The following is an 18,527-nucleotide window of genomic DNA, read 5'->3' as shown; positions in this document are numbered from 1 at the left end:
GTGCTTCATGACCTGGTCGTCCTTCCCCGGACGGCTCGCCGTCCCGTCCCGCCGCGCCCCGTGCACGACGTGCACGACATGCACGACATGCACGACATGCACGGCGTCCCGCCGCGTGCCGTCGTCACCGGCTGAACTTCTTCACCGAGGAGTCCTTCTTGATGGCGTCGGCCTTGCCCTGCGCGCGCTCCGCCCACTGGTCGACGGTCAGCTTGCCCGCCATGAGCTGCCCGGTCGCGGCGGCCACCTCGTCGTGCAGCTCGACGTACCACTTGCGGAACAGGAACCAGACGGCGTTGTCGCCCGCCGCCGCCAGCGCGGTGGAGGCGCTCTTCAGGCCGGGCTTGAGCGTGCGGCCCTCGTCGGCGCCCTTGACGACCGTGAGCGTGGAGACCAGCTCCATGAACTTGCCCGCCCCCTCCTTGGAGAGCATGGCGCGCATGTACTCCAGGCCCGCGCGGGGGTTGGCCGACTTCGCCGGGACGACGTACTCCTCCCCCGGCTGGGCGTGCAGGGTGCCGTACGGCAGGGCGTCGGAGGAGCCGAAGTCGGGGAGCGCGAACATCGCGTAGCCGAAGTCGGCCGGGGTGGAGTCCTTCTGCTCGTTCTCCAGCCAGGAGCCGCAGGGCAGCATCGCGACCTGGCCCTTGTTGTGCGCCGTCTGGGTCTGCACGTGGTCGAGCCCGGCGGTGCCCTGCAGCAGGTACTTGGACCCGATCTCGACGAAGGCCTCCGCGGCCTGCCGCACCGGCTCGGCCTTCCACGCGCCGTCCTGGAGGTTGTCGATGTTCTTCAGCACGTCCTTGCCGCCGATCTTCGCGGCGAGCGTGAGGATGGCCTCGTAGATGTAGAACGGGTGCTTGCCCGCGTAGGTGAAGGGCGCCATCTTGCCCGACTTCTTGATGGTCTCGCACAGCGCCAGGAAGTCGGCCCAGGTCTTGGGGACCTGCCATCCCTCGGCCTCGAAGAGCTTCTGCGAGTACCAGATGCCCCAGACGGTGTTGGCGTAGTTGAGGACGTACGGCTTGCCGTCGTAGCTGCCCAGCTCGATCGCGTTCGGGTCGATCGTGTCGCGCACCTTGACGGCGGGGTCGTCCCAGCTCGGCGCGTCGTACAGCGGCGTGAGGTCGGCGAGCTGGCCGTCCTGGACCAGGGCGCCGAAGTCCATCGCGTTGGCACCGGAGTTGTTGACGAACTCCGGCGGGTCGCCACCGGCGAAGCGCGGCTGGAGGGTCTTGGCGACCTCCTTGGTGGCGTTGTGCTTGATCTCCAGCTTGGGGTGCCTGGCCTTGAGCAGCGGCTCGTGGACGTCCGTGGCGTACGCGTCGCCGAAACCGCCGTCGAAGATCCACACCTCCAGGGGCCGGTCCTCGGCGAAGCCGAGCGGGTTGGCCGCGCTGGTGGCCCCGACGACGGGCGCCGAGGAGGCGGCGCCGCCGTTGCCCGCCGGGGTGGCGCACGCGGACAGGACCGGCAGGGTGAGACCGGCCAGGGCCGCGCTGCGCAGGAGCTCGCGCCTGGATAGCTGGGTCATGCTTCCTCCTGGAAGTGGCCTGGGAGTGAGAGGTGGCCTGGGAGCGGAAGGCTGTGGCCGAAGAACGGAAGGCTGTGGTCAGGCACCTCGCCGGATCCTTCCGGCGTAGCGGTTCTCAAGGGCGCGGTTGTGCTCGTCGCCGCCGGTCACGTTGGCGGAGCGGTAGATCGGCGGGGTGAGGCCCGCCTCGGTCAGGCCGCGCACCACCTCGGCCACGACCATCTGGGCCAGCAGCGCCGAGGTGATCGTGGACACCGCCCCGAACGTGCCGCCGCCCTGGAGCGGGAGGACCGCGTCACCGTACGGGGCGCGGTTGTCGAGCACCACGTCGGCGAGGTCGAGCAGCTTGCGGCCCGAGGGGTGGCGGGAGGTCATCGCGGTGCTGTGCTGCACCGACGTCAGGGCGATCAGGTCGTGCCCGTGCTCCTTGACGATCGAGGCCAGCTCGACCACCGACCCGTTCACCCCGGAACTGGAGATCAGCACGAACACGTCCTCCGGCCGGACGGGAGCCAGGTCGTAGATCCGCCGGGCGATCGAGGGGTCGCGTTCCAGCTCGCCGGGGGCTCCCAGAAGGGTGCCGACCGGGGCGTCCCCGTACAGCACGACGTCGCGCAGGGCGAGGCGGTTGCTGGGCACCAGGCCGCCCGCGCGCCCGGCGATCTCCATCGCGATCGCCTCGGAGTGGCCGGAGCCGAACGCCTGGATCACGCCGCCGCCGCTCAGGGACTCGACGATCAGCGCCGCCGCCTCCCCCACCGCGGCCGTCTGGGTCCTGGACACCTCGTCCACCAGGGCCTTGACCTCGTGAACGTACTCGGAAGCCCCGATCTTCACGTCAGCTCCTCTCCACGCGGTGGCTCTCCAGAGCCCGGATCGTCAACTCGAAGGCCTCGTTGGTCTGCTCGTAGGTGCGCTGCGCGACCGCGACGTAGACGGTGTCGAGGACGAAGAGCTGGGAGTGGACGGCGGCCAGGCCGCCCAGCCTGAAGGTGGTCTCGCGGCTCGCGGTGGTCAGCACCAGGTCGGACAGCTCGGCCAGCGGGGAGCGGGCGAAGGAGGTGACCGCGACGGTGAGCGCGCCCCGGTCCCCGGCCTCGCCGAGGGACTCCAGCACCTCGCGGGTGCGCCCCTGGTGGGAGATGCCGATCGCGACGTCGCCCTCGCCGAGCAGCGCGGCGTCGGCGAGCGCCTCGTGCGCGTCGGCGTGGCTCCAGCAGGGGACCCGGATCCGGCGCAGCCTCCCGCCCATCATCACGGCCACCGCCCCGCTGGTGGAGACCCCGAAGATGAGGACGCGACGGGCCGCGACGATGGCCTCGGCGACCGTGGCGACGGTGCCCGCGTCCAGCTGGGCCGCCGTCTCCTGGATGAGCCGGGAGTCGGCGGCGGCCATCACGCCGATCGCCGCGTCGAGCGGATCGGTGGGGCCGATCTCGTGGCCCACCCCCGCGTCCCAGTTGGCCTGCGCGGCCCGCCCGTTCTCGGTGGCCAGCGCGACCCGCAGCCCGGCGTACCCGGCGAAGCCGAACACCCGGCAGAAGCGGGTCACCGTGGCGGGCGAGCTGCCGCTCCGCTCGGCCAGCGTGATGATCGTGGAGCGCGCCGCCTCGGCGGGGTCGGCGAGGATCGCCTCCCCCACCCGGCGCAGGGCCTCGGGCAGCGCGGGCGTCTCGGTCTGTATGCGTCCGAGCGCGCCTGCGGCCACAAGTATTCCTTTCATCGGAAGTCGTCTGGGTGAAAATTATTCTCAAGTCAAGCTCGCGTCAAGGCCGTCCAGGGCACAGTTGGGGGCACAACGCCCACGGCGCCGGGGCTTGCGGAAAAAATTCCGACAACCTTCGGCGCCGTTCGAGCGTCGTTCCTAACAGAGGTTCCAGAAAAGGAGCCGCCCGACGGAGGCGAACCCCACGATGACTCCACGTCCGGCCGACACGCCGCACCAGATTTCCGGCGCGCACGTCCACGACGAGCTGGCCGCCAGGCGCGCCCGGCGCGCCAGGGACCAGAGACTGCGCAACGACCCCCACATCCGGCTGCTGGAGCGCGAGCACGGCGTCCGCTTCACCGTCGAGGAGCTCCAGGCCGCGGACCGGCAGGCCCAGGAGCTGCTGGCGCCGCTCCGCCAGGAGCCGCCCCTCGACGAGGAGACCCGCTCCCTTCAGCTGCTCGTCTGGCGCCGCCTGGGCCCGAGGGGGTTCCAGGGGTTCATGCAGGAGCTGGAGGAGATGGAGGCCGAGCTGGCCAGGGCCCGCCACGACGGCTGGGGCGAGATCAGCTAGACCTTCCCCCTTCGGCCCCCTTCCGGCCCCCTTCCGGCAGGTCCCTCGCGGGTTCTGACAGGTCCCTCGCGGGCCCCCGCGGGTTTCCCCTTCCGGCAGGCCCCTGTGAGCTCTCCACCCCGGCAGGCCCTCGTGCCCGCGCGCACGCCGTCGCGCTCGCACCGACCACGGTGACGCGGCCATCCCCCAGGCGAGCGATCGATCGCCTTCGTGCGCGGTAAAGTGGAGGGAGATCCACTTTCACGCGTTAGGCCACCATGCTTCATCAGCGACTCCAGCCCTCCACGCCGTACGCCGCCCTGGTCTTCGACTGCGACGGGACCCTCGTCGACACCGCCGCCGCCAACGAGAGCGCCTGGCGGACCGCGCTGGCCGGATGGCAGGTGGACCTCGACCCCGCCTGGTACCGCTCCCGCACCGGCCTGTCCGCCGACCGCCTGCTGGCCGAGCTGGAGATCGAGACCGGGGCCGAGCTCGACTACCAGGCGGTGCGCGCCGCGGCACTGGACGCCTACCAGTGGCTGATCCACACCGTCACCCCGCACGAGACGGTGAGCGCGGTCGCCGAGGCGCACCGGGGACGGGTGCCGATGGCCGTGGCCTCGGGAGGCGCCCGCCAGGCCGTGGAGGAGACCCTGCGCGTCACCGGCCTGCTCCCCCTCTTCGACACCGTGGTCACCAGGGACGACGTCCGCTACGGCAAGCCGGCCCCCGACGTCTACCTCCTCGCGGCACGCCGCCTCGGCGTCGCCCCGCACGCGTGCGTCGCCTACGAGGACACCGACGAGGGAGTGGCCTCGGCCCTCGCCGCCGGGATGACCGTCATCGACGTCCGGCCCTCGCTCCGCTAGAACGCCCTCCCGCCCCGTTGGAACGCTCTCGACAACGCTCTCGGCAACGCTCTCGGCAGGGACGGCGGCGGCTCGCGGCGCGGCAGAGGACGACTTCCGCATTGGCTACCTGTACTATCCAATGATGCGGATATCCGAGCTCAGCGCCGCATCGGGCGTACCCATTCCGACGATCAAGTACTACCTGCGCGAGGGCATGCTTCCCGCGGGGGAGCAGATCTCGGCCACCAGGGCGCGGTACGGCGAGGACCACCTGCGCAGGCTGCGGCTGATCCGGGCGCTGCTGGAGGTCGGGCGGCTGTCCATCGCCTCCATCGGCAAGGTGATGTCCGCCATCGACGACGAGAACCTGAACCTGCACCACGTGCTCGGCACCGCGCAGTACGCCATCGCCCCGGCGGTCGAGCCGCACGCGTCCGGCGAGGAGTGGGCGCGCGCCCGCGCGGAGGCCGACGACATGATCGCCGATCTCGGCTGGCAGGTGGACCCCGGCGCCCCGGCCCGCGACGAGCTGGCCCAGGCCGTCCTCACCCTCGGACGGCTCGGCATGCCCGCCGACAAGGAGGCCCTGCGGCCCTACGCCGACGCCGCCCTGCGGCTCGTGACCGAACACGAGATCGGCACCATCCCGCTCGACGGCTCCCGCGAGGCCGCGGTCGAGGCCATGGTCCTCGGCACCGTCGTGCACGGCAGGGTGCTCGACGTCATGCGGAGACTCGCCCACGAGTCGGTCTCGGCCCATGTCTTCACCACTTCCTAGCCCACATTGGACAAAAGGGATTAAAGCTCCCTAGAGCAATAATCGGTATCCGCTGTGACGGATGTCTCAATCGTTCCAATCGTCCCGTGAAATGGCAGCTCACAGCCCCGAAACAGGGGTGTGCGGATTTCAATACGGCCGCCGCCTGCCCATATAGGGCTGGGTAACACCCTGTTCACACACGGGCAACAGTTGCGAAATCGCGCCTTGCGAATCTTTGAGGGCAGCAGATCCCTCCATCCCCAAGGACTCCGCCGATGACCTTCAAGGCTGAATACATCTGGATCGACGGCACCGAGCCGACCGCCAAGCTTCGTTCCAAGACCAAGGTGATGGCGGACGGTGCGGAGCTCCCGATCTGGGGCTTCGACGGGTCCAGCACGAACCAGGCCGACGGCTCCTCCTCGGACCGGGTGCTCAAGCCGGTGTTCACCTGCCCGGACCCGATCCGCGGCGGCGACAGCGTGCTGGTGCTGTGCGAGGTGCTCAACATCGACATGACCCCGCACTCCAGCAACACCCGCGCCGCCCTCGTCGAGGTCGCCGAGAAGTACGCCGCCCAGGAGTCCTGGTTCGGCATCGAGCAGGAGTACACCTTCTTCAAGGAGGGCCGCCCGCTCGGCTTCCCGATCGGCGGCTTCCCGGCCCCGCAGGGTGGCTACTACTGCGGCGTCGGCGCCGACGAGGTCTTCGGCCGCGAGATCGTCGAGAAGCACCTCGACTACTGCATCGAGGCGGGCCTGGCCATCTCCGGCATCAACGCCGAGGTCATGCCCGGCCAGTGGGAGTTCCAGATCGGCCCGGCCGGTCCCGTCGAGGTCTCCGACCACATGTGGATCGCCCGCTGGCTGCTCTACCGCACCGCGGAGGCCTTCAACGTCGGCGCCACCCTGGACGCCAAGCCGGTGAAGGGCGACTGGAACGGCGCGGGCGCGCACACCAACTTCTCCACCAAGGCGATGCGCGAGAAGTACGACCCGATCATCACCGCCTGCGAGGCCCTCGCCGCGAACGCCCTGGAGCACGTCAAGCACTACGGCTCCGGCATCGAGGAGCGCCTCACCGGCCTCCACGAGACCGCCCCCTGGAACGAGTTCAGCTACGGCGTCTCCGACCGCGGCGCCTCGGTCCGCATCCCGTGGCAGGTCGAGGTGGAGAAGAAGGGATACATCGAGGACCGGCGTCCGAACGCCAACGTCGACCCCTACCTGGTCACCCGCCTCATCGTGGACACCTGCTGCTCCGCTCTGGAGAAGGCCGACCAGGTCTGATCCCGACCGACAGACTCGAAGGCCGCGAACGCCCTGCCGGGGGCGTCCGCGGCCTTCGGCGTTCCGCCCCAGGCACGCCGGGCGACACAAGACGAGACGTTTCGGCTCGCAAAATGGTACATTCGGGCACGTGAAAACACCGAACCCGGCCCGTCGCAACGAGCAGTCGCGCCGGGCCATCCTGAGCGCCGCCTTCGACCTGGTCGCCGAGTCCGGGTACGCCAAGCTGACGGTGGAGGCGATCGCCGCCCGCGCCGGGGTGGGCAAGCAGACGATCTACCGCTGGTGGCCGTCCAAGGGCGCCGTGTTCGTCGACGCCGTCCTCGCCGTGACCGGGGACGAGAAGGGGCACCTCGCGCTGCCCGACACCGGCGACCTCGGGGCCGACCTGCGCGCCGTGCTGCGGGCCATCGTCGACGAGTACAACGACCCCAGGCTCGACACGATGAGCCGGGCGATGACCATCGAGGCGCTGAACGACCCCGGGATCAACACCGAGATCGTCGAGCGGATCATGGGGCCGCACCTGGAGGCGACCAGGGAGCGGCTGCGCAGCGCCCAGCGGGCGGGCCAGGTGGCCGAGGACGCGGACCTGGACGTGGCCGTCGAGCTGCTGTACGGGCCGATCTACCACCGCTGGATGCTCCGCACCGCCCCTCTCACCCACGAGTACGCCGACACGGTCGCGGAGTTCGCCCTCAGGGCCCTGAGGGCGGCGTAGCGGCGACCGGGAGCGCGGGCCGACCGAAATTACCGGGCACGCCCTCGGCGCGGGACGGGCTCCGGCCCCCTGGCGCGTCCCGGCCGGGAACCCTCGCCGGTCCGGGCGGGGTCCGGACCCGACCGGTTCCGGCGCGAGCCCGTCACCGGGCGTCTGAGCACGCACGATGAATCCGTCGGACCAGAACAAAAGTAAAATGTTCCCCTAGGGAGCGCTCCCTCGTTCCGTTACCCCAGTCCACGGGCCCGAACGAGTTCACGTCACGAAAATCCTACAAAACAGGTGCTTTAGGACAGCGCTAAACGGGTACCTCGCGCCGTACCATAACTGCGATGCGGGACGTAGTGGAGCAATTACAGCGCTTGGGCATGTCGGGCTACGAGGCCAAGGCTTACGTCACCCTGGTCGGTGCCGGACAGCCCCTCAACGGCTACGAGGTCGCCAAGCGTTCAGGCGTGCCGCGCAGCACGGTCTACGAGACGCTCGGCAAGCTGGTGACCAAAGGGGCGGCCTACGAGCTACGTGGCTCCGACGACGCCACCGACTACCTGCCGCTGCCGCCGCGATCCCTGCTGGAGCGGATGCGCAGGGAGTTCACCGACTCGATCGAGTCGCTGGAGGTCGCGCTGCCCGCGATCGTGGCGCCGCCCAAGGCGTACCTGATCCACAACCTCAAGGACGCCGGGGCGCTGCTGGACCGGGCCGAGGACGTGGTGGCCGGGGCGCGGGGCGACCTGTTCGTGTCGATCTGGCCCCAGGAGATGGGGCTGCTCTCCCCGCTGATCAGACGGGCGGTCGAGCGCGGGGTCGAGACCTCGGTGATGCACTTCGGGACGGCGCGGGAGCCGGTCGGCAACCTGTACGAGCACCGCTTCCCCGCCCCCGGCGGCGTTCCCGAGGGCGAGGGGGCCGCGAAGGAGGACCCGGACCACCGGCTGCTGGTCGTCGTGGGCGACCGGCGGGAGGCCCTGGTCGGCGGCTTCGCCGGTGGCACCGCGTGGGGCGTCTACACCGAGGACCCGGCCGTCGTCGCGATGGCGGTCGAGTACGTCAGGCAGGACATCGCCCTGCAGATCGTCGCCGGCCGGGTCGGGCACGAGGCCATGCGCGAGATCTGGGCCACCGACCCCGACCTCAGGCGCTTCCTGTCGGAACGCGACCGCCCGGCCGCCCTGCTGCGCGCGGCCGGGGCGCCCGGCCATCGCCCCTATGGTTCTCCCCCGCCCCATGGGGCCCCCGCGCCCCATGACCACACCTGACAGATGCTTGGTTTAACACTGGTGTGACATCCTTCGTAGAGATTGTCTCCATATCGGATGTCTCCATCTCGGGGGAAGGCAGGACATGGAAAAACCGGTCATCATGACGGTCGACGACGATCCAGGCGTGTCCCGTTCCGTCGCCCGCGACCTGCGGCGGCGCTACGGCCACTCCTACCGCGTCGTCCGGGCCGACACAGCGGCCGACGGCATGGCCAGCGTCCGCGAGCTGCGGCTGCGGGGCGACGACGTGGCGGCGATCCTCGCCGACTACCGGATGCCCCAGATGAACGGCGTGGAGTTCCTGGAGCAGGCCATGGACCTGTATCCGTACGCGCGCCGCGTGCTGCTGACCGCCTACGCCGACACCGAGGCCGCGATCCAGGCGATCAACGTGGTCGACCTCGACCACTACCTGCTCAAGCCGTGGGACCCGCCGGAGGAGAAGTTCTACCCGGTGCTGGACGCCCAGCTCGACGCCTGGCAGCGGACGGACCGGCGCGAGTCCGCCGAGCTGCGGGTGGTGGGCGCGCGCTGGTCGGCCCCGTCGTACGAGGTCAGGGACTTCCTGTCGCGCAACCAGGTGCCCTACCGCTGGATGCTGGCCGACTCCCCCGAGGGCGTCGAGCTGCTCGCGGCGGCCGGGGAGAAGGCCGCGGGGGACACGGGGGCCATCAGTCCCGCCAAGCTGCCGCTGGTCATCACCGGCGACGGCACGAAGCTCATCGCGCCGAGCCCCTCGGAGCTGGCCCAGGCCGTGGGGCTGTCCACCGCCCCGGCCACCGACTTCTACGACCTGATCGTGATCGGGGGCGGCCCCGGCGGGCTGGGCGCGGCGGTCTACGGCGCCTCCGAGGGACTGCGCACCGTGATGGTCGAGCAGCACGCCTCGGGCGGGCAGGCGGGCCAGAGCTCCAGGATCGAGAACTACCTGGGCTTCCCCGACGGCGTCTCCGGCGCCCAGCTCGCCGACCGGGCGCGGCGCCAGGCCACGAAGTTCGGCGCCGAGCTGCTCACCGCCCGCACGGTCACCAGCCTGGAGGTCAAGGGCCGGGCCCGGGTGGTCGGCTTCGCCGACGGCGGCACGATCGCCGCGCACACCGTCATCCTGGCCACCGGCGTCTCCTACCGGCGGCTGAACGCCCCCGGCCTCGACGACTTCATCGGCTCCGGCTGCTACTACGGCGCGGCCCTCACCGAGGCGCCCGAGTGCGCGAACCGCGACGTCTACATCGTCGGCGCCGCCAACTCGGCCGGCCAGAGCGCGGTCTACCTGTCGGGGTACGCCAGCAAGGTCCACCTGATCGTCAGGAGTGACGGGCTGGAGCGGACCATGTCGCACTACCTGATCGAGCAGATCTCGCGGATCCCGAACATCGAGGTGCACACCGAGACCGAGGTGGTCGGCGCCGAGGGCGAGGGCCACATGGAGCGGATCACGCTGAAGGGCCCCGAGGGCGAGCGCACCGTCGAGGCCGAGTGGCTGTTCGTCTTCATCGGCGCCCAGCCGATCACCGACTGGCTCGGCGAGACCATCGAGCGCGACGAGAGAGGCTTCGTCCTCACCGGTCCCGACCTGACCGCCGACGAGAACAGGCCGCGCAACTGGCCGCTCCGGCGGGAGCCGTACCACCTGGAGACGAACGTGCCGGGGGTGTTCGCCGCGGGCGACGTCCGGGCCGACTCGATCAAGCGGGTCGCCTCGGCGGTCGGTGAGGGCGCGATGGCCGTGGCCCTCGTCCACCGCTACCTGGAGAAGACATGACCACCAAGGACGAGGTCCCTCCCGCCGCTCGCGAGGAAGGCCACATGATCGACATAGAGGTGCTCCGCGGGCTGTTCCTCTTCGAGAAGCTCGACGACGACAAGCTCCGGTGGCTCGCGAAGTACGGGGACGAGGAGGAGTACGACGCGGGCGAGGCGATCATCAAGCAGGGTGATCCGGCCGACTGCTTCGCCGTGCTCGTCGACGGCGAGGTGGTGATGGTCACCGAGACCACCGCCGGGCCGGTCACGATGACCCCGACCTCGCAGCCCGGCGCCTACGGCGGCGCGGTCCTGGCCTACCTGGGCGACCGCGCCCCGGCCACCTACAACCACTCGCTGCGCGCCACCAAGCCGACGCGCATGTTCATGCTCCCGGCCAGGAAGTACGGCATGATCATGGCCGAGTGGTTCCCGATGGCGGTGCACCTGCTCGACGGGGCCCGGATCGGCGGGATGGCCCAGCGGGAGCTCGTCGACCGGCGGCAGCGGCTCACCGCGCTCGGCACGATCACCGCCGGGCTCACCCACGAGCTCAACAACCCGGCCGCGGCGGCCGTACGGGCCGTGGACGAACTGCGGGAGAAGACGAAGACCTCGCGCAGGCGGCTCGCCGCGCTGGCCGAGGACGGCATCGAGCCCGAGCGGCTGCGCGCCCTGATCGACCTGCAGGAGGCGTGCGCCGCCAGCATCACCGAGGCGCCGTCCCGCTCCCCGCTGCAGATCTCCGACGCCGAGGACGAGCTGGCCGACGCCCTGGAGGAGGCGGGGGTGGAGGACGCCTGGGAGATCGCCCCGCCGCTGGTGGCCGCCGGGTTCAAGGTCGCCAAGATGGACAAGGTCCGCGAGGCGCTGGGCGAGCGCTACCTGGACGGGGCGATGCACTGGCTGTCGGAGGCCATCGAGATCACCCAGATGCTGAACGAGGTGACCGACGCGACCGAGCGGATCTCCTCGCTGATCGCCTCCGCCAAGCAGTACTCCCAGATGGACCGGGCGCCGTACCAGACGGTGGACGTGCGGGAGCTGCTGGACAGCACCCTCACCATGTTCCGCGGCAAGGTCCCGCCGGGGATCACCATCGCCACCGACTACGACCCCGAGCTGCCGCCCATCCCCGCCTACGCCGGGGAGCTCAACCAGGTGTGGACCAACCTGATCCACAACGCGCTGGACGCGATGGCCGGCACCGGCATCCTGACCGTCCGCACCCGGCTCGAACACGACACGATCGCGCTGATCGAGATCTGCGACACCGGCCCCGGTGTCCCCGAGGCCCTGCGCGAGCGGATCTTCGAGCCGTTCTTCACCACGAAGGCGGTCGGCGAGGGCACCGGGCTCGGCCTGGACATCTCCTTCCGCATCGTCGCCGGCCGCCACGGGGGCGACCTGCGCGTGGAGTCGGAGCCCGGCAACACCCGCTTCGAGGTGCGCCTCCCCCTCACCGAGACGGCCGCCTCCACCTGAGCCGAGACCCGCGAGCCGAGATGCCCGCCCTCACCTGAGCCGAGACGCGCGACCGGAACCTCCCGCCCGATGGCGGGAGGTTCCGCGCCGTCCAGGGCATACACGACGTCCAGTCCGTCCACGGCGCCCAGGGCGTCCGGGTGCCGTGGACGGACTGCGCGGAGGCCATGGCCTCCGGAGGTCACGGACGCTCAGGAGCCGTGGGCGCCCTTGGAGATGTCCATCAGGCGGGCGAGGACGCCGCCCCCGGAGACGCGGACACCGTCGTGCTGCCACTCGTTGGTCACCCAGGTCCGCACGTTGCCCACCGCCCGCGCGGTGCCCATGGACAGGCCCTCGTCGACGTACATGTCGTCGTAGTAGACGGCGGCGACCACCGGGACCCGGTTGGCGGCCAGCCGGGCGGGATCGTAGAGGGCGGGCCAGCCGTCGGTCTCGGCGAGGATCTCGGCGGCGCCCTTGAAGGGACGGAGCGCGGCGATCTCGTCGAACATCCACGGGTAGATCATCTCCCCGGTGGGCAGCGTCGTCGCCGCGTCCTCGCGGAAGTCCTCGGGCAGCAGCCGGTGCGCGGCCCAGCCGGTGGCGGCGCCCTGGGCGTAGATCGACTCGTGCAGGACCGCGTAGAGCGGGTTGCCGACGAAGCCGGTGGCCATCATGACCTCGTACAGGAACAGGTCGGAGAGCCTGTCGCCGGTCCAGGCCTCCTCCAGCACCCAGTGCAGGTACTCGGCGCCGTCGCTCATGCCCAGGCACATGCCGAGGGTCTGCAGGCGGCGTACGGTCAGCACGTCGCCGTCGGGGAGGAGGACCTCGTGGAGGCGCAGGTGGGCGGCGATCGCGTCCAGGCGGCCCGAGTCGTGCGGGTAGCGGGCGAAGTAGCGGTTCACCTTGTCGCGGACGCGCGGGTAGGTGCGGGAGTAGACGTCGTCGGCGGTGGCGTCGAGCCCGGACAGGCCGCCGGTCACGTAGCAGGTCGCCAGGCCCTCGGGAGCCAGGGAGAGGTAGGTCAGCGTGATGAAGCCGCCGTAGCTCTGGCCGAGGGTCTCCCAGGGCCGGTCGCCGCAGAGCTCGCGCCGGATCAGTTCGGCGTCGGCCACGATCGAGTCGGCCCGGAAGCGCACGAGGCGGGCGGCGAGCTCGGCGTCCGTGCCGCGCGCGGTCTTCGCGGTGATGGGGGTGCTGCGGCCGGTCCCCCGCTGGTCGAGCAGGAGGACCCGGTGGGTCTTCAGCGCGTGCCCCAGCCACCCGTCGGCGGCGGCCGGGCGCGGTGACTTGCCCCCGGGGCCGCCCTGCAGGAAGAGCAGCCACGGCAGGTCCTCCCCCTGCCGCGCCGGGTCCACCGCCTCACGGGCGAAGACCTCGATCGTCTCGCCACCGGGGTCGGCGTGGTCGAGGGGGACGGTGAACACGTGGTCGGTGAGCGCCACACCGGGCAGAAGGACAGTCACCCACGGAAAGCTATCGGACCCGCGCGACGGCTTCCGCGCCAGGTGGAGGCCGGCGACCGCGGGCATCGCCCGCCCACCGCTGTGGCTATCCGCCAGATCTGCCCGGCCCCTGTGCTGCCGATGTTCCGGACATCAGCAGGGGCAAGAGGGTATCTCGGAGTTGAGCGGTGGTCCTGCAGATTCGTTCGTGAGTCGCGATCTTCTCGTTCAGCGCGCCGAGCGTTTTGCCTATCGAGTGCTGCACCGGCAACGGGGCGAGCACGACGGGAAGCGCACCCAGCACTCTGGTGCTGATGTTGGGTACGGCTGTCCCCGAGCCGTTGCGGGCGAACCAGTTCTGTACCGATGGATGGCTCAGATAGTGACTGAGGTAAGGCGGATCGACCCATGGGCCGGGGCGAAGCCTGATGATTCCCGTACCGATCACCCACCCTTCCTGCTCTGCGGTTACCAGGGCGTGCTTGCCGATGCCTCCAGTTCGTACGCACACGACGTCTCCGGCCATAAGCCGGTAGGAAGGCAGTTTCGCGGCGGCCTCCTCACCGATTCCGTCGGGGATTCCGGTGAACCTGTCGTCGGCGATGTTCCTCGGCTTCATGACGGCGACGGGGCCGCCGGAGTCGGCCGGTGTGGAGACTCCCGCCTTCAGCTCGCAGATCTCCTCAAGCCTGACCTCGGTCCAGCCGTCAGGCAGTTCCCCGATGAGTGAACTCACCATCCGAGCCTCCTCAGCTCGTGTTCGGCTCTCGCGTCGGCCTCCGCCGCCCGTACGTGCAGACAGTCGAGCTTCCGCCGCAACACTTCGACCGTCTGACCGTCGCCGGACGCGGCAACCGGAGACGGCACGACGTATTTCCGGGGATTCAGGTTGTAGTCCTGATCACGAATGTCTCTGAGCGGCACTGACGTGGCCAGCGCGGAGTCCGGTTCCTCACCGCGCCGCCAACGAGCAACGATGTCACCCATCTCCCGGATGTCGTCGGCACCGAGTTCCCGGCGGGTACGGGTGACCATCCGTCCCGTGGCCGAGGCGTCGACGAAAAGGATCTCCTCGCGCGACGGGTTCGGAGGCGTCAGAAGCCAGATGGTGACGGGGACGGCCGTCGAGAGGAAGAGCTGGGGCGGTAACGCGATCACCCCTTCGACGCAGCCGTCCTTCACCATGCCTGCGCGGATCACCCGTTCTCGCTCGTTCTGGGAGAAGGCGGCGTTGGGTGCCATGATGACGGCCGCGCGCCCTCCCCGCGCGAGCAGGCCGACCGCATGCTGCAACCAGGCGAAGTTCGCGTTGTGGGCAGGCGGTGCTCCATAGGGCCACGGTCCGTGGTCAGGGTTGCCGGGGCACCAGTCACTCATGTTGAAGGGCGGATTGGTGATGACGTACCCGAATCGCGACCGGGAACGAGGCATCTCGCACAGCTCGTGAACGGGGCGGGTGGCAAGCTCGGCGTCCACCCCGTGGAGCATGAGGTTCATCCTGGCCAGCGCGAACGATCGTGCGTCGAACGTGTCACCGCGTACCGGGAAAGGCGCTTGACCGCTCACCTGCTGGATATGAGTCGCCGTGGCGGCGAGCAGTCCGCCTGTCCCGCAGGCCGGATCGTAGATCGCTTCCGGCAGGTCCGGCGACAGGGCTCCGACCAGCGCGTGCGCCACGGATTCCGGTGTGTAGAAATCACCCACCTTACCCCTCTGACCTTCCAGCGCCGTGAACCGTCCCAGCAGCTCACGAAAGATCTTCACGCCCCCTCGGTTGTCGATCGCCCGTTCGACGGCATCGGCGATGTCTGCGAGTTCGTGACCAGACCGGTTGAGCGTGTGAGTGGCATACCGGTCCGGCGTCCCGGGATCCGGCAGGATCGCCTGGGTTTCCAAAGCCAGGCGCCGCAGGGCACGCGCTCCTTCGCCTGTCCGGAAATCGCGTGTCACGGCAGCCCAGCCGTCGCCCTCATGCGCACGCAGGTAAACCAGGCTGAGCACGAGATCCCGGTACCAGGCCACGTCCGCGGGGCCACGCAGCCTCATGAGTTCCTCCCACAGGACGTTTTCGTCGTCGGAGGGATCGGGGGTCGTACAGGAGGGAACAGGAACTGATACGGGCCTCTCATCGTCGAGACGCCCAGCCAGGTTCCGGCGAAAACGAGCGCCATACGTGGAACCGACAGGTTCTCCCGCCATGAGCGCGTTGCTCGCGATCATGCGACGATCGAGCCAGGCACCGACAGCCAACACCTCGAAAAATTCTTCGCCCCCGATCGACACGGGCGACGGGAAGTCGCGGTGGCGGCGTTCCCAGTTGGTCACAGCCGGACGTCGCACCTCTGCCAGGCGTGCGATGTCCGATCGGGACACGTAGCCGTCAGGCCTGCCCGTCACCATGATCTCCCTTCGGCCTCCGGGCGAGGATCTCAGGCACCCGGTCGAACCGTCGCAACCACGGTGCCACTTCGGGCTCCAGGTAACCAAGAAGACGATAGATCTTGGCATGGTCGGCCGCCAGGTGCCGATGGTGGATGGGCTCGTGGTGCATGATCCTGTTGCGGAGCAGCACCATCGCCTGGAGGTTGTCGCGCAGCTCGCCGCGACGACCCGAATAGTGCGGGAAGGCCCTGTGCAACGCCGGCACCCAGAAGTGCCGGTCATAGGCCTGGCTCAGGAGCGACACCCAGAAGCCGAACGACAGCTCGGTGAGCACGTCATCGGCCGTGCAAGAACCGCCACTTCTACGACGCAGATCGTCCTGGGCTTTGGCGATCTTGCAGGCGTCATGCTTCCGCAGCGGCGCCACCTCCCACCAGTCGGCCCGGCCGTAACGAGAGTGGAGCTGGTCGTGCTCCGCGTTCCGCAGCCCTATCTCCAGGCAGTGCAGAGGGCCGTAGAAGGCCTCCGACACCTCGACGTTCCAGCGGTACAGCTGCCAGGCCCGCGTGACATTCCGTCCGGAGACGTCGAGGTAGGGCGTGAAACGCGGCATGGAGAACACCCGCTGGAACCATTCAGGCAGTTCGGAGGTCACGACCGCTCTCTCTGGGGGATCGACTGTTGGGGACCGGCGGCGCCGGGTAGGGTGGACGTGTAAGCCCCGGGTCCGCCTCTGCTTCGCATGCCGCCCGGGGCACGGCTTTTCCTACGCCGACTCGGGTCACCGCATCCCCTGGGCGGGCTTCGCGTCCCGATGATCTCCTCGTCGCGAACGACGATATCCCTGCGCCTGTCGACGTGCAAGCGTAATGCCATACAAAAACTGTTAACCCATCGCTGTGGACTTCCGGCGAAGGAGGTTGTTCCAGATCGCCTGCGACGGAGGCGGCCAGCCCCGCGCCCGACAACACCCTGACCCAGGCGTGTCGCACGGTCGTGGTCGCCGGTCTTTCATGGATCGCGACGAGAGCGGCCTCCGGGAGTCGGCCCCGCAGGCGTTCCGGAGCCCCTCCGATATGGATCGACACTGTCCGTAACCTGTGAAACGACTCGATAACACCACCTTGACGCAGACGGAGCTTTGCCTCTTAAATTTCAATATGAATTAAGCCTCGAAGTTGAGCAGCCGCCACTCCCCGTGAGCGCTCACAAAGCGCGGGAGGGTGACTCGAAGCGCAGAGAACACCGGCCGGGCACCTGCTGGGCACCCGCCGAGCGCTGCCCGGCGCCCCGCCACCGACCGTCGTCCCGGCGCTGCTCGTCAGGCGACACATCCGCGTAACCACGCAAGGAGCGATCAAGGGATGACCCAGACCGACGACCGGACCGGCACCGGCCTGGCCCTGTTCCCGCCCGCTTTCCGCTGGGGGGTCGCCACCGCCGCCTACCAGATCGAGGGCGCCACCGCGGAGGACGGCCGCACCCCCTCCATCTGGGACACCTTCTCCAGGACGCCGGGCCGGGTGCACCTCGGGCAGACCGGCGACGTCGCCTGTGACCACTACCACCGCTACGCCGAGGACGTGGCCCTCATGAGGGACCTCGGCGTCGACACCTACCGCTTCTCCATCTCCTGGCCCCGGATCAAGCCCGACGGCACCGGACCGGTGAACCCCCGCGGCCTCGACTTCTACGACCGGCTGGTGGACACCCTGCTGGCCGCCGGGATCGACCCCATGGCCACGCTGTACCACTGGGACCTGCCGCAGACCCTGGAGGACGGGGGCGGGTGGACCGTGCGGGACACCGCCCACCACTTCGCCGCGTACGCGGAGGCGGTGTACGACCGGCTCGGGGACCGGATCAGGACCTGGACCACCCTCAACGAGCCGTGGTGCTCGGCCTTCCTCGGGTACGGTACCCGCGACCAGGCCCCCGGCCGCGCCGAACCGGCCTCGGCCTTCCTCGCCGCGCACCACCTGCTGCTCGGCCACGGCCTGGCGGCCCGCGCCCTGCGCGCGGCGGGCGCCAGGGAGGTCTCGGTCACGGTCAACCTCACCCCGGTGTCCCCCCGCGACCCGCAGGACCGGCACGACGTCGCGGCGGCCAGGCTCGTCGACGGCCTGCACAACCGGATCTTCCTCGACCCGATCGTGTACGGGCGCTACCCGGCCGACATGCTGGAGCACACGGCCCGCTTCACCGGCCTGGACCACATCCTCGACGGCGACGAGGAGCTCATCGGCGCCCCGATCGACTTCCTGGGGGTCAACTACTACGCGCCGACCCACGTCGCGGCGAAGGTCGGCACCCCCTCCTCCGACCGCTTCCCCGGCACCGAGGGCGTCGAGCACCCCGACCCCGACCTGCCGGTGACCGGCATGGGCTGGCCCGTCGAGGCGGACGGCCTGCGCAGGCTCCTCGTACGGCTGGCGCGGGACTACCCGTCCACCCCGCTGATGATCACCGAGAACGGCGCCGCCTACCCCGACTCCGCCGAGGACGGCAGGGTGGCCGACGCCGAGCGCGTCGACTACCTGCGCACCCACCTGCTCGCCGCCCACCAGGCGATCCAGGAGGGGGTCGACCTGCGCGGCTACCTGGCCTGGTCGCTGATGGACAACTTCGAGTGGGCGTACGGCTACGACAAGCGGTTCGGGCTGGTCCACGTCGACTACGACACCCAGACGCGCATCCCCAAGGACAGCGCCCTGTGGTACAGCGGGGTCATCGGCAGGAACGGGCTCTGACCCGGGAATCCCCGGACGTCACCTGACGCGGATGCTCCCCGCCCCGGGAAGGGGAC

General features: G+C 69.9%; 17 protein-coding genes. 10 read left to right on the top strand and 7 right to left on the bottom strand.

What is annotated here, in order from left to right; translation table 11 throughout:
• Positions 1-135: a hypothetical protein gene (locus ACFFRH_RS20060; RefSeq protein ID WP_344748062.1), complete on the top strand. Its 135-nt coding sequence runs from the start codon at positions 1-3 to the stop codon at positions 133-135.
• Here ACFFRH_RS20060 and ngcE read toward each other — a convergent pair.
• The 3 genes from ngcE to ACFFRH_RS20045 form a co-directional block, all read right to left on the bottom strand.
• Entirely contained in the window at positions 125-1,534 is a 1,410-nt protein-coding gene (ngcE, locus tag ACFFRH_RS20055; protein ID WP_344748063.1) for an N-acetylglucosamine/diacetylchitobiose ABC transporter substrate-binding protein, read from the bottom strand. The two genes, ACFFRH_RS20060 and ngcE, sit on opposite strands and share 11 nt — an antisense overlap.
• A 78-nt stretch (positions 1,535-1,612) precedes the next feature.
• The gene (locus ACFFRH_RS20050) at positions 1,613-2,371 is read right to left on the bottom strand and encodes a sugar isomerase domain-containing protein (RefSeq protein WP_344748064.1); all 759 of its coding nucleotides are present in this window, start codon (positions 2,369-2,371) and stop codon (positions 1,613-1,615) included.
• Position 2,372: 1 nt separating this feature from the next.
• Positions 2,373-3,242: a MurR/RpiR family transcriptional regulator gene (locus tag ACFFRH_RS20045; protein ID WP_386158515.1), complete on the bottom strand. Its 870-nt coding sequence runs from the start codon at positions 3,240-3,242 to the stop codon at positions 2,373-2,375.
• A 205-nt stretch (positions 3,243-3,447) separates the two neighbouring features.
• Between ACFFRH_RS20045 and ACFFRH_RS20040 the strand changes: the two genes are divergently transcribed.
• The 8 genes from ACFFRH_RS20040 (at position 3,448) to ACFFRH_RS20005 (ending at position 11,909) form a co-directional block, all read left to right on the top strand.
• On the top strand, positions 3,448-3,816 hold the full coding sequence (locus ACFFRH_RS20040; protein ID WP_344748066.1) for a hypothetical protein: 369 nt from the start codon (positions 3,448-3,450) through the stop codon (positions 3,814-3,816).
• 257 nt (positions 3,817-4,073) lie between these two features.
• Entirely contained in the window at positions 4,074-4,667 is a 594-nt protein-coding gene (locus tag ACFFRH_RS20035) for an HAD family hydrolase (RefSeq protein ID WP_344748067.1), read from the top strand.
• Positions 4,668-4,791: 124 nt separating this feature from the next.
• Positions 4,792-5,427, top strand: coding sequence for a MerR family transcriptional regulator (locus ACFFRH_RS20030; RefSeq protein WP_386158510.1), 636 nt, complete (start codon positions 4,792-4,794; stop codon positions 5,425-5,427).
• Between the two features lie 257 nt (positions 5,428-5,684).
• Positions 5,685-6,698 carry a glutamine synthetase gene (gene glnII, locus ACFFRH_RS20025; protein WP_344748069.1) on the top strand — a complete coding sequence of 338 codons (1,014 nt, stop codon included), beginning with the start codon at positions 5,685-5,687 and terminating at the stop codon, positions 6,696-6,698.
• 130 nt (positions 6,699-6,828) lie between these two features.
• Positions 6,829-7,419: a TetR/AcrR family transcriptional regulator gene (locus ACFFRH_RS20020; protein WP_344748070.1), complete on the top strand. Its 591-nt coding sequence runs from the start codon at positions 6,829-6,831 to the stop codon at positions 7,417-7,419.
• Positions 7,420-7,751: 332 nt separating this feature from the next.
• A complete protein-coding gene (locus ACFFRH_RS20015) occupies positions 7,752-8,678 on the top strand; it encodes a TrmB family transcriptional regulator (RefSeq protein ID WP_344748071.1) in 927 nt (308 codons plus the stop codon).
• Between the two features lie 85 nt (positions 8,679-8,763).
• Positions 8,764-10,443: an NAD(P)/FAD-dependent oxidoreductase gene (locus ACFFRH_RS20010; RefSeq protein ID WP_344748072.1), complete on the top strand. Its 1,680-nt coding sequence runs from the start codon at positions 8,764-8,766 to the stop codon at positions 10,441-10,443.
• The gene (locus ACFFRH_RS20005; protein ID WP_344748073.1) at positions 10,440-11,909 is read left to right on the top strand and encodes an ATP-binding protein; all 1,470 of its coding nucleotides are present in this window, start codon (positions 10,440-10,442) and stop codon (positions 11,907-11,909) included. Before ACFFRH_RS20010 ends, ACFFRH_RS20005 begins: the two co-directional genes overlap by 4 nt.
• Before the next feature lie 191 nt (positions 11,910-12,100).
• On the opposite strand, the gene ACFFRH_RS20000 is transcribed toward ACFFRH_RS20005, so the two are convergent.
• The 4 genes from ACFFRH_RS20000 to ACFFRH_RS19985 all read right to left on the bottom strand — a co-directional run bounded on the left by ACFFRH_RS20000 (position 12,101) and on the right by ACFFRH_RS19985 (position 16,376).
• Positions 12,101-13,360 (bottom strand): alpha/beta fold hydrolase, encoded by a 1,260-nt coding sequence (locus ACFFRH_RS20000; RefSeq protein WP_344748075.1) that lies wholly within the window; start codon positions 13,358-13,360, stop codon positions 12,101-12,103.
• An 85-nt stretch (positions 13,361-13,445) separates the two neighbouring features.
• The gene (locus ACFFRH_RS19995; RefSeq protein ID WP_344748076.1) at positions 13,446-14,078 is read right to left on the bottom strand and encodes a restriction endonuclease subunit S; all 633 of its coding nucleotides are present in this window, start codon (positions 14,076-14,078) and stop codon (positions 13,446-13,448) included.
• Positions 14,072-15,664, bottom strand: coding sequence for an N-6 DNA methylase (locus ACFFRH_RS19990; protein ID WP_344748077.1), 1,593 nt, complete (start codon positions 15,662-15,664; stop codon positions 14,072-14,074). The genes ACFFRH_RS19995 and ACFFRH_RS19990 overlap by 7 nt, the downstream gene beginning before the upstream one ends.
• Positions 15,665-15,719: 55 nt before the next feature.
• Positions 15,720-16,376: a hypothetical protein gene (locus ACFFRH_RS19985; RefSeq protein WP_344748078.1), complete on the bottom strand. Its 657-nt coding sequence runs from the start codon at positions 16,374-16,376 to the stop codon at positions 15,720-15,722.
• Positions 16,377-17,085: 709 nt separating this feature from the next.
• On the opposite strand from ACFFRH_RS19985, the gene ACFFRH_RS19980 reads away from it, so the two are divergent.
• On the top strand, positions 17,086-18,471 hold the full coding sequence (locus tag ACFFRH_RS19980) for a GH1 family beta-glucosidase (RefSeq protein WP_344748079.1): 1,386 nt from the start codon (positions 17,086-17,088) through the stop codon (positions 18,469-18,471).
• Positions 18,472-18,527: the final 56 nt, after the last annotated feature.

The organism is Streptosporangium vulgare, from assembly GCF_042428775.1.
Taxonomy (GTDB): domain Bacteria; phylum Actinomycetota; class Actinomycetes; order Streptosporangiales; family Streptosporangiaceae; genus Streptosporangium; species Streptosporangium vulgare.
This window is presented reverse-complemented; position numbering and strand designations above follow the sequence as displayed.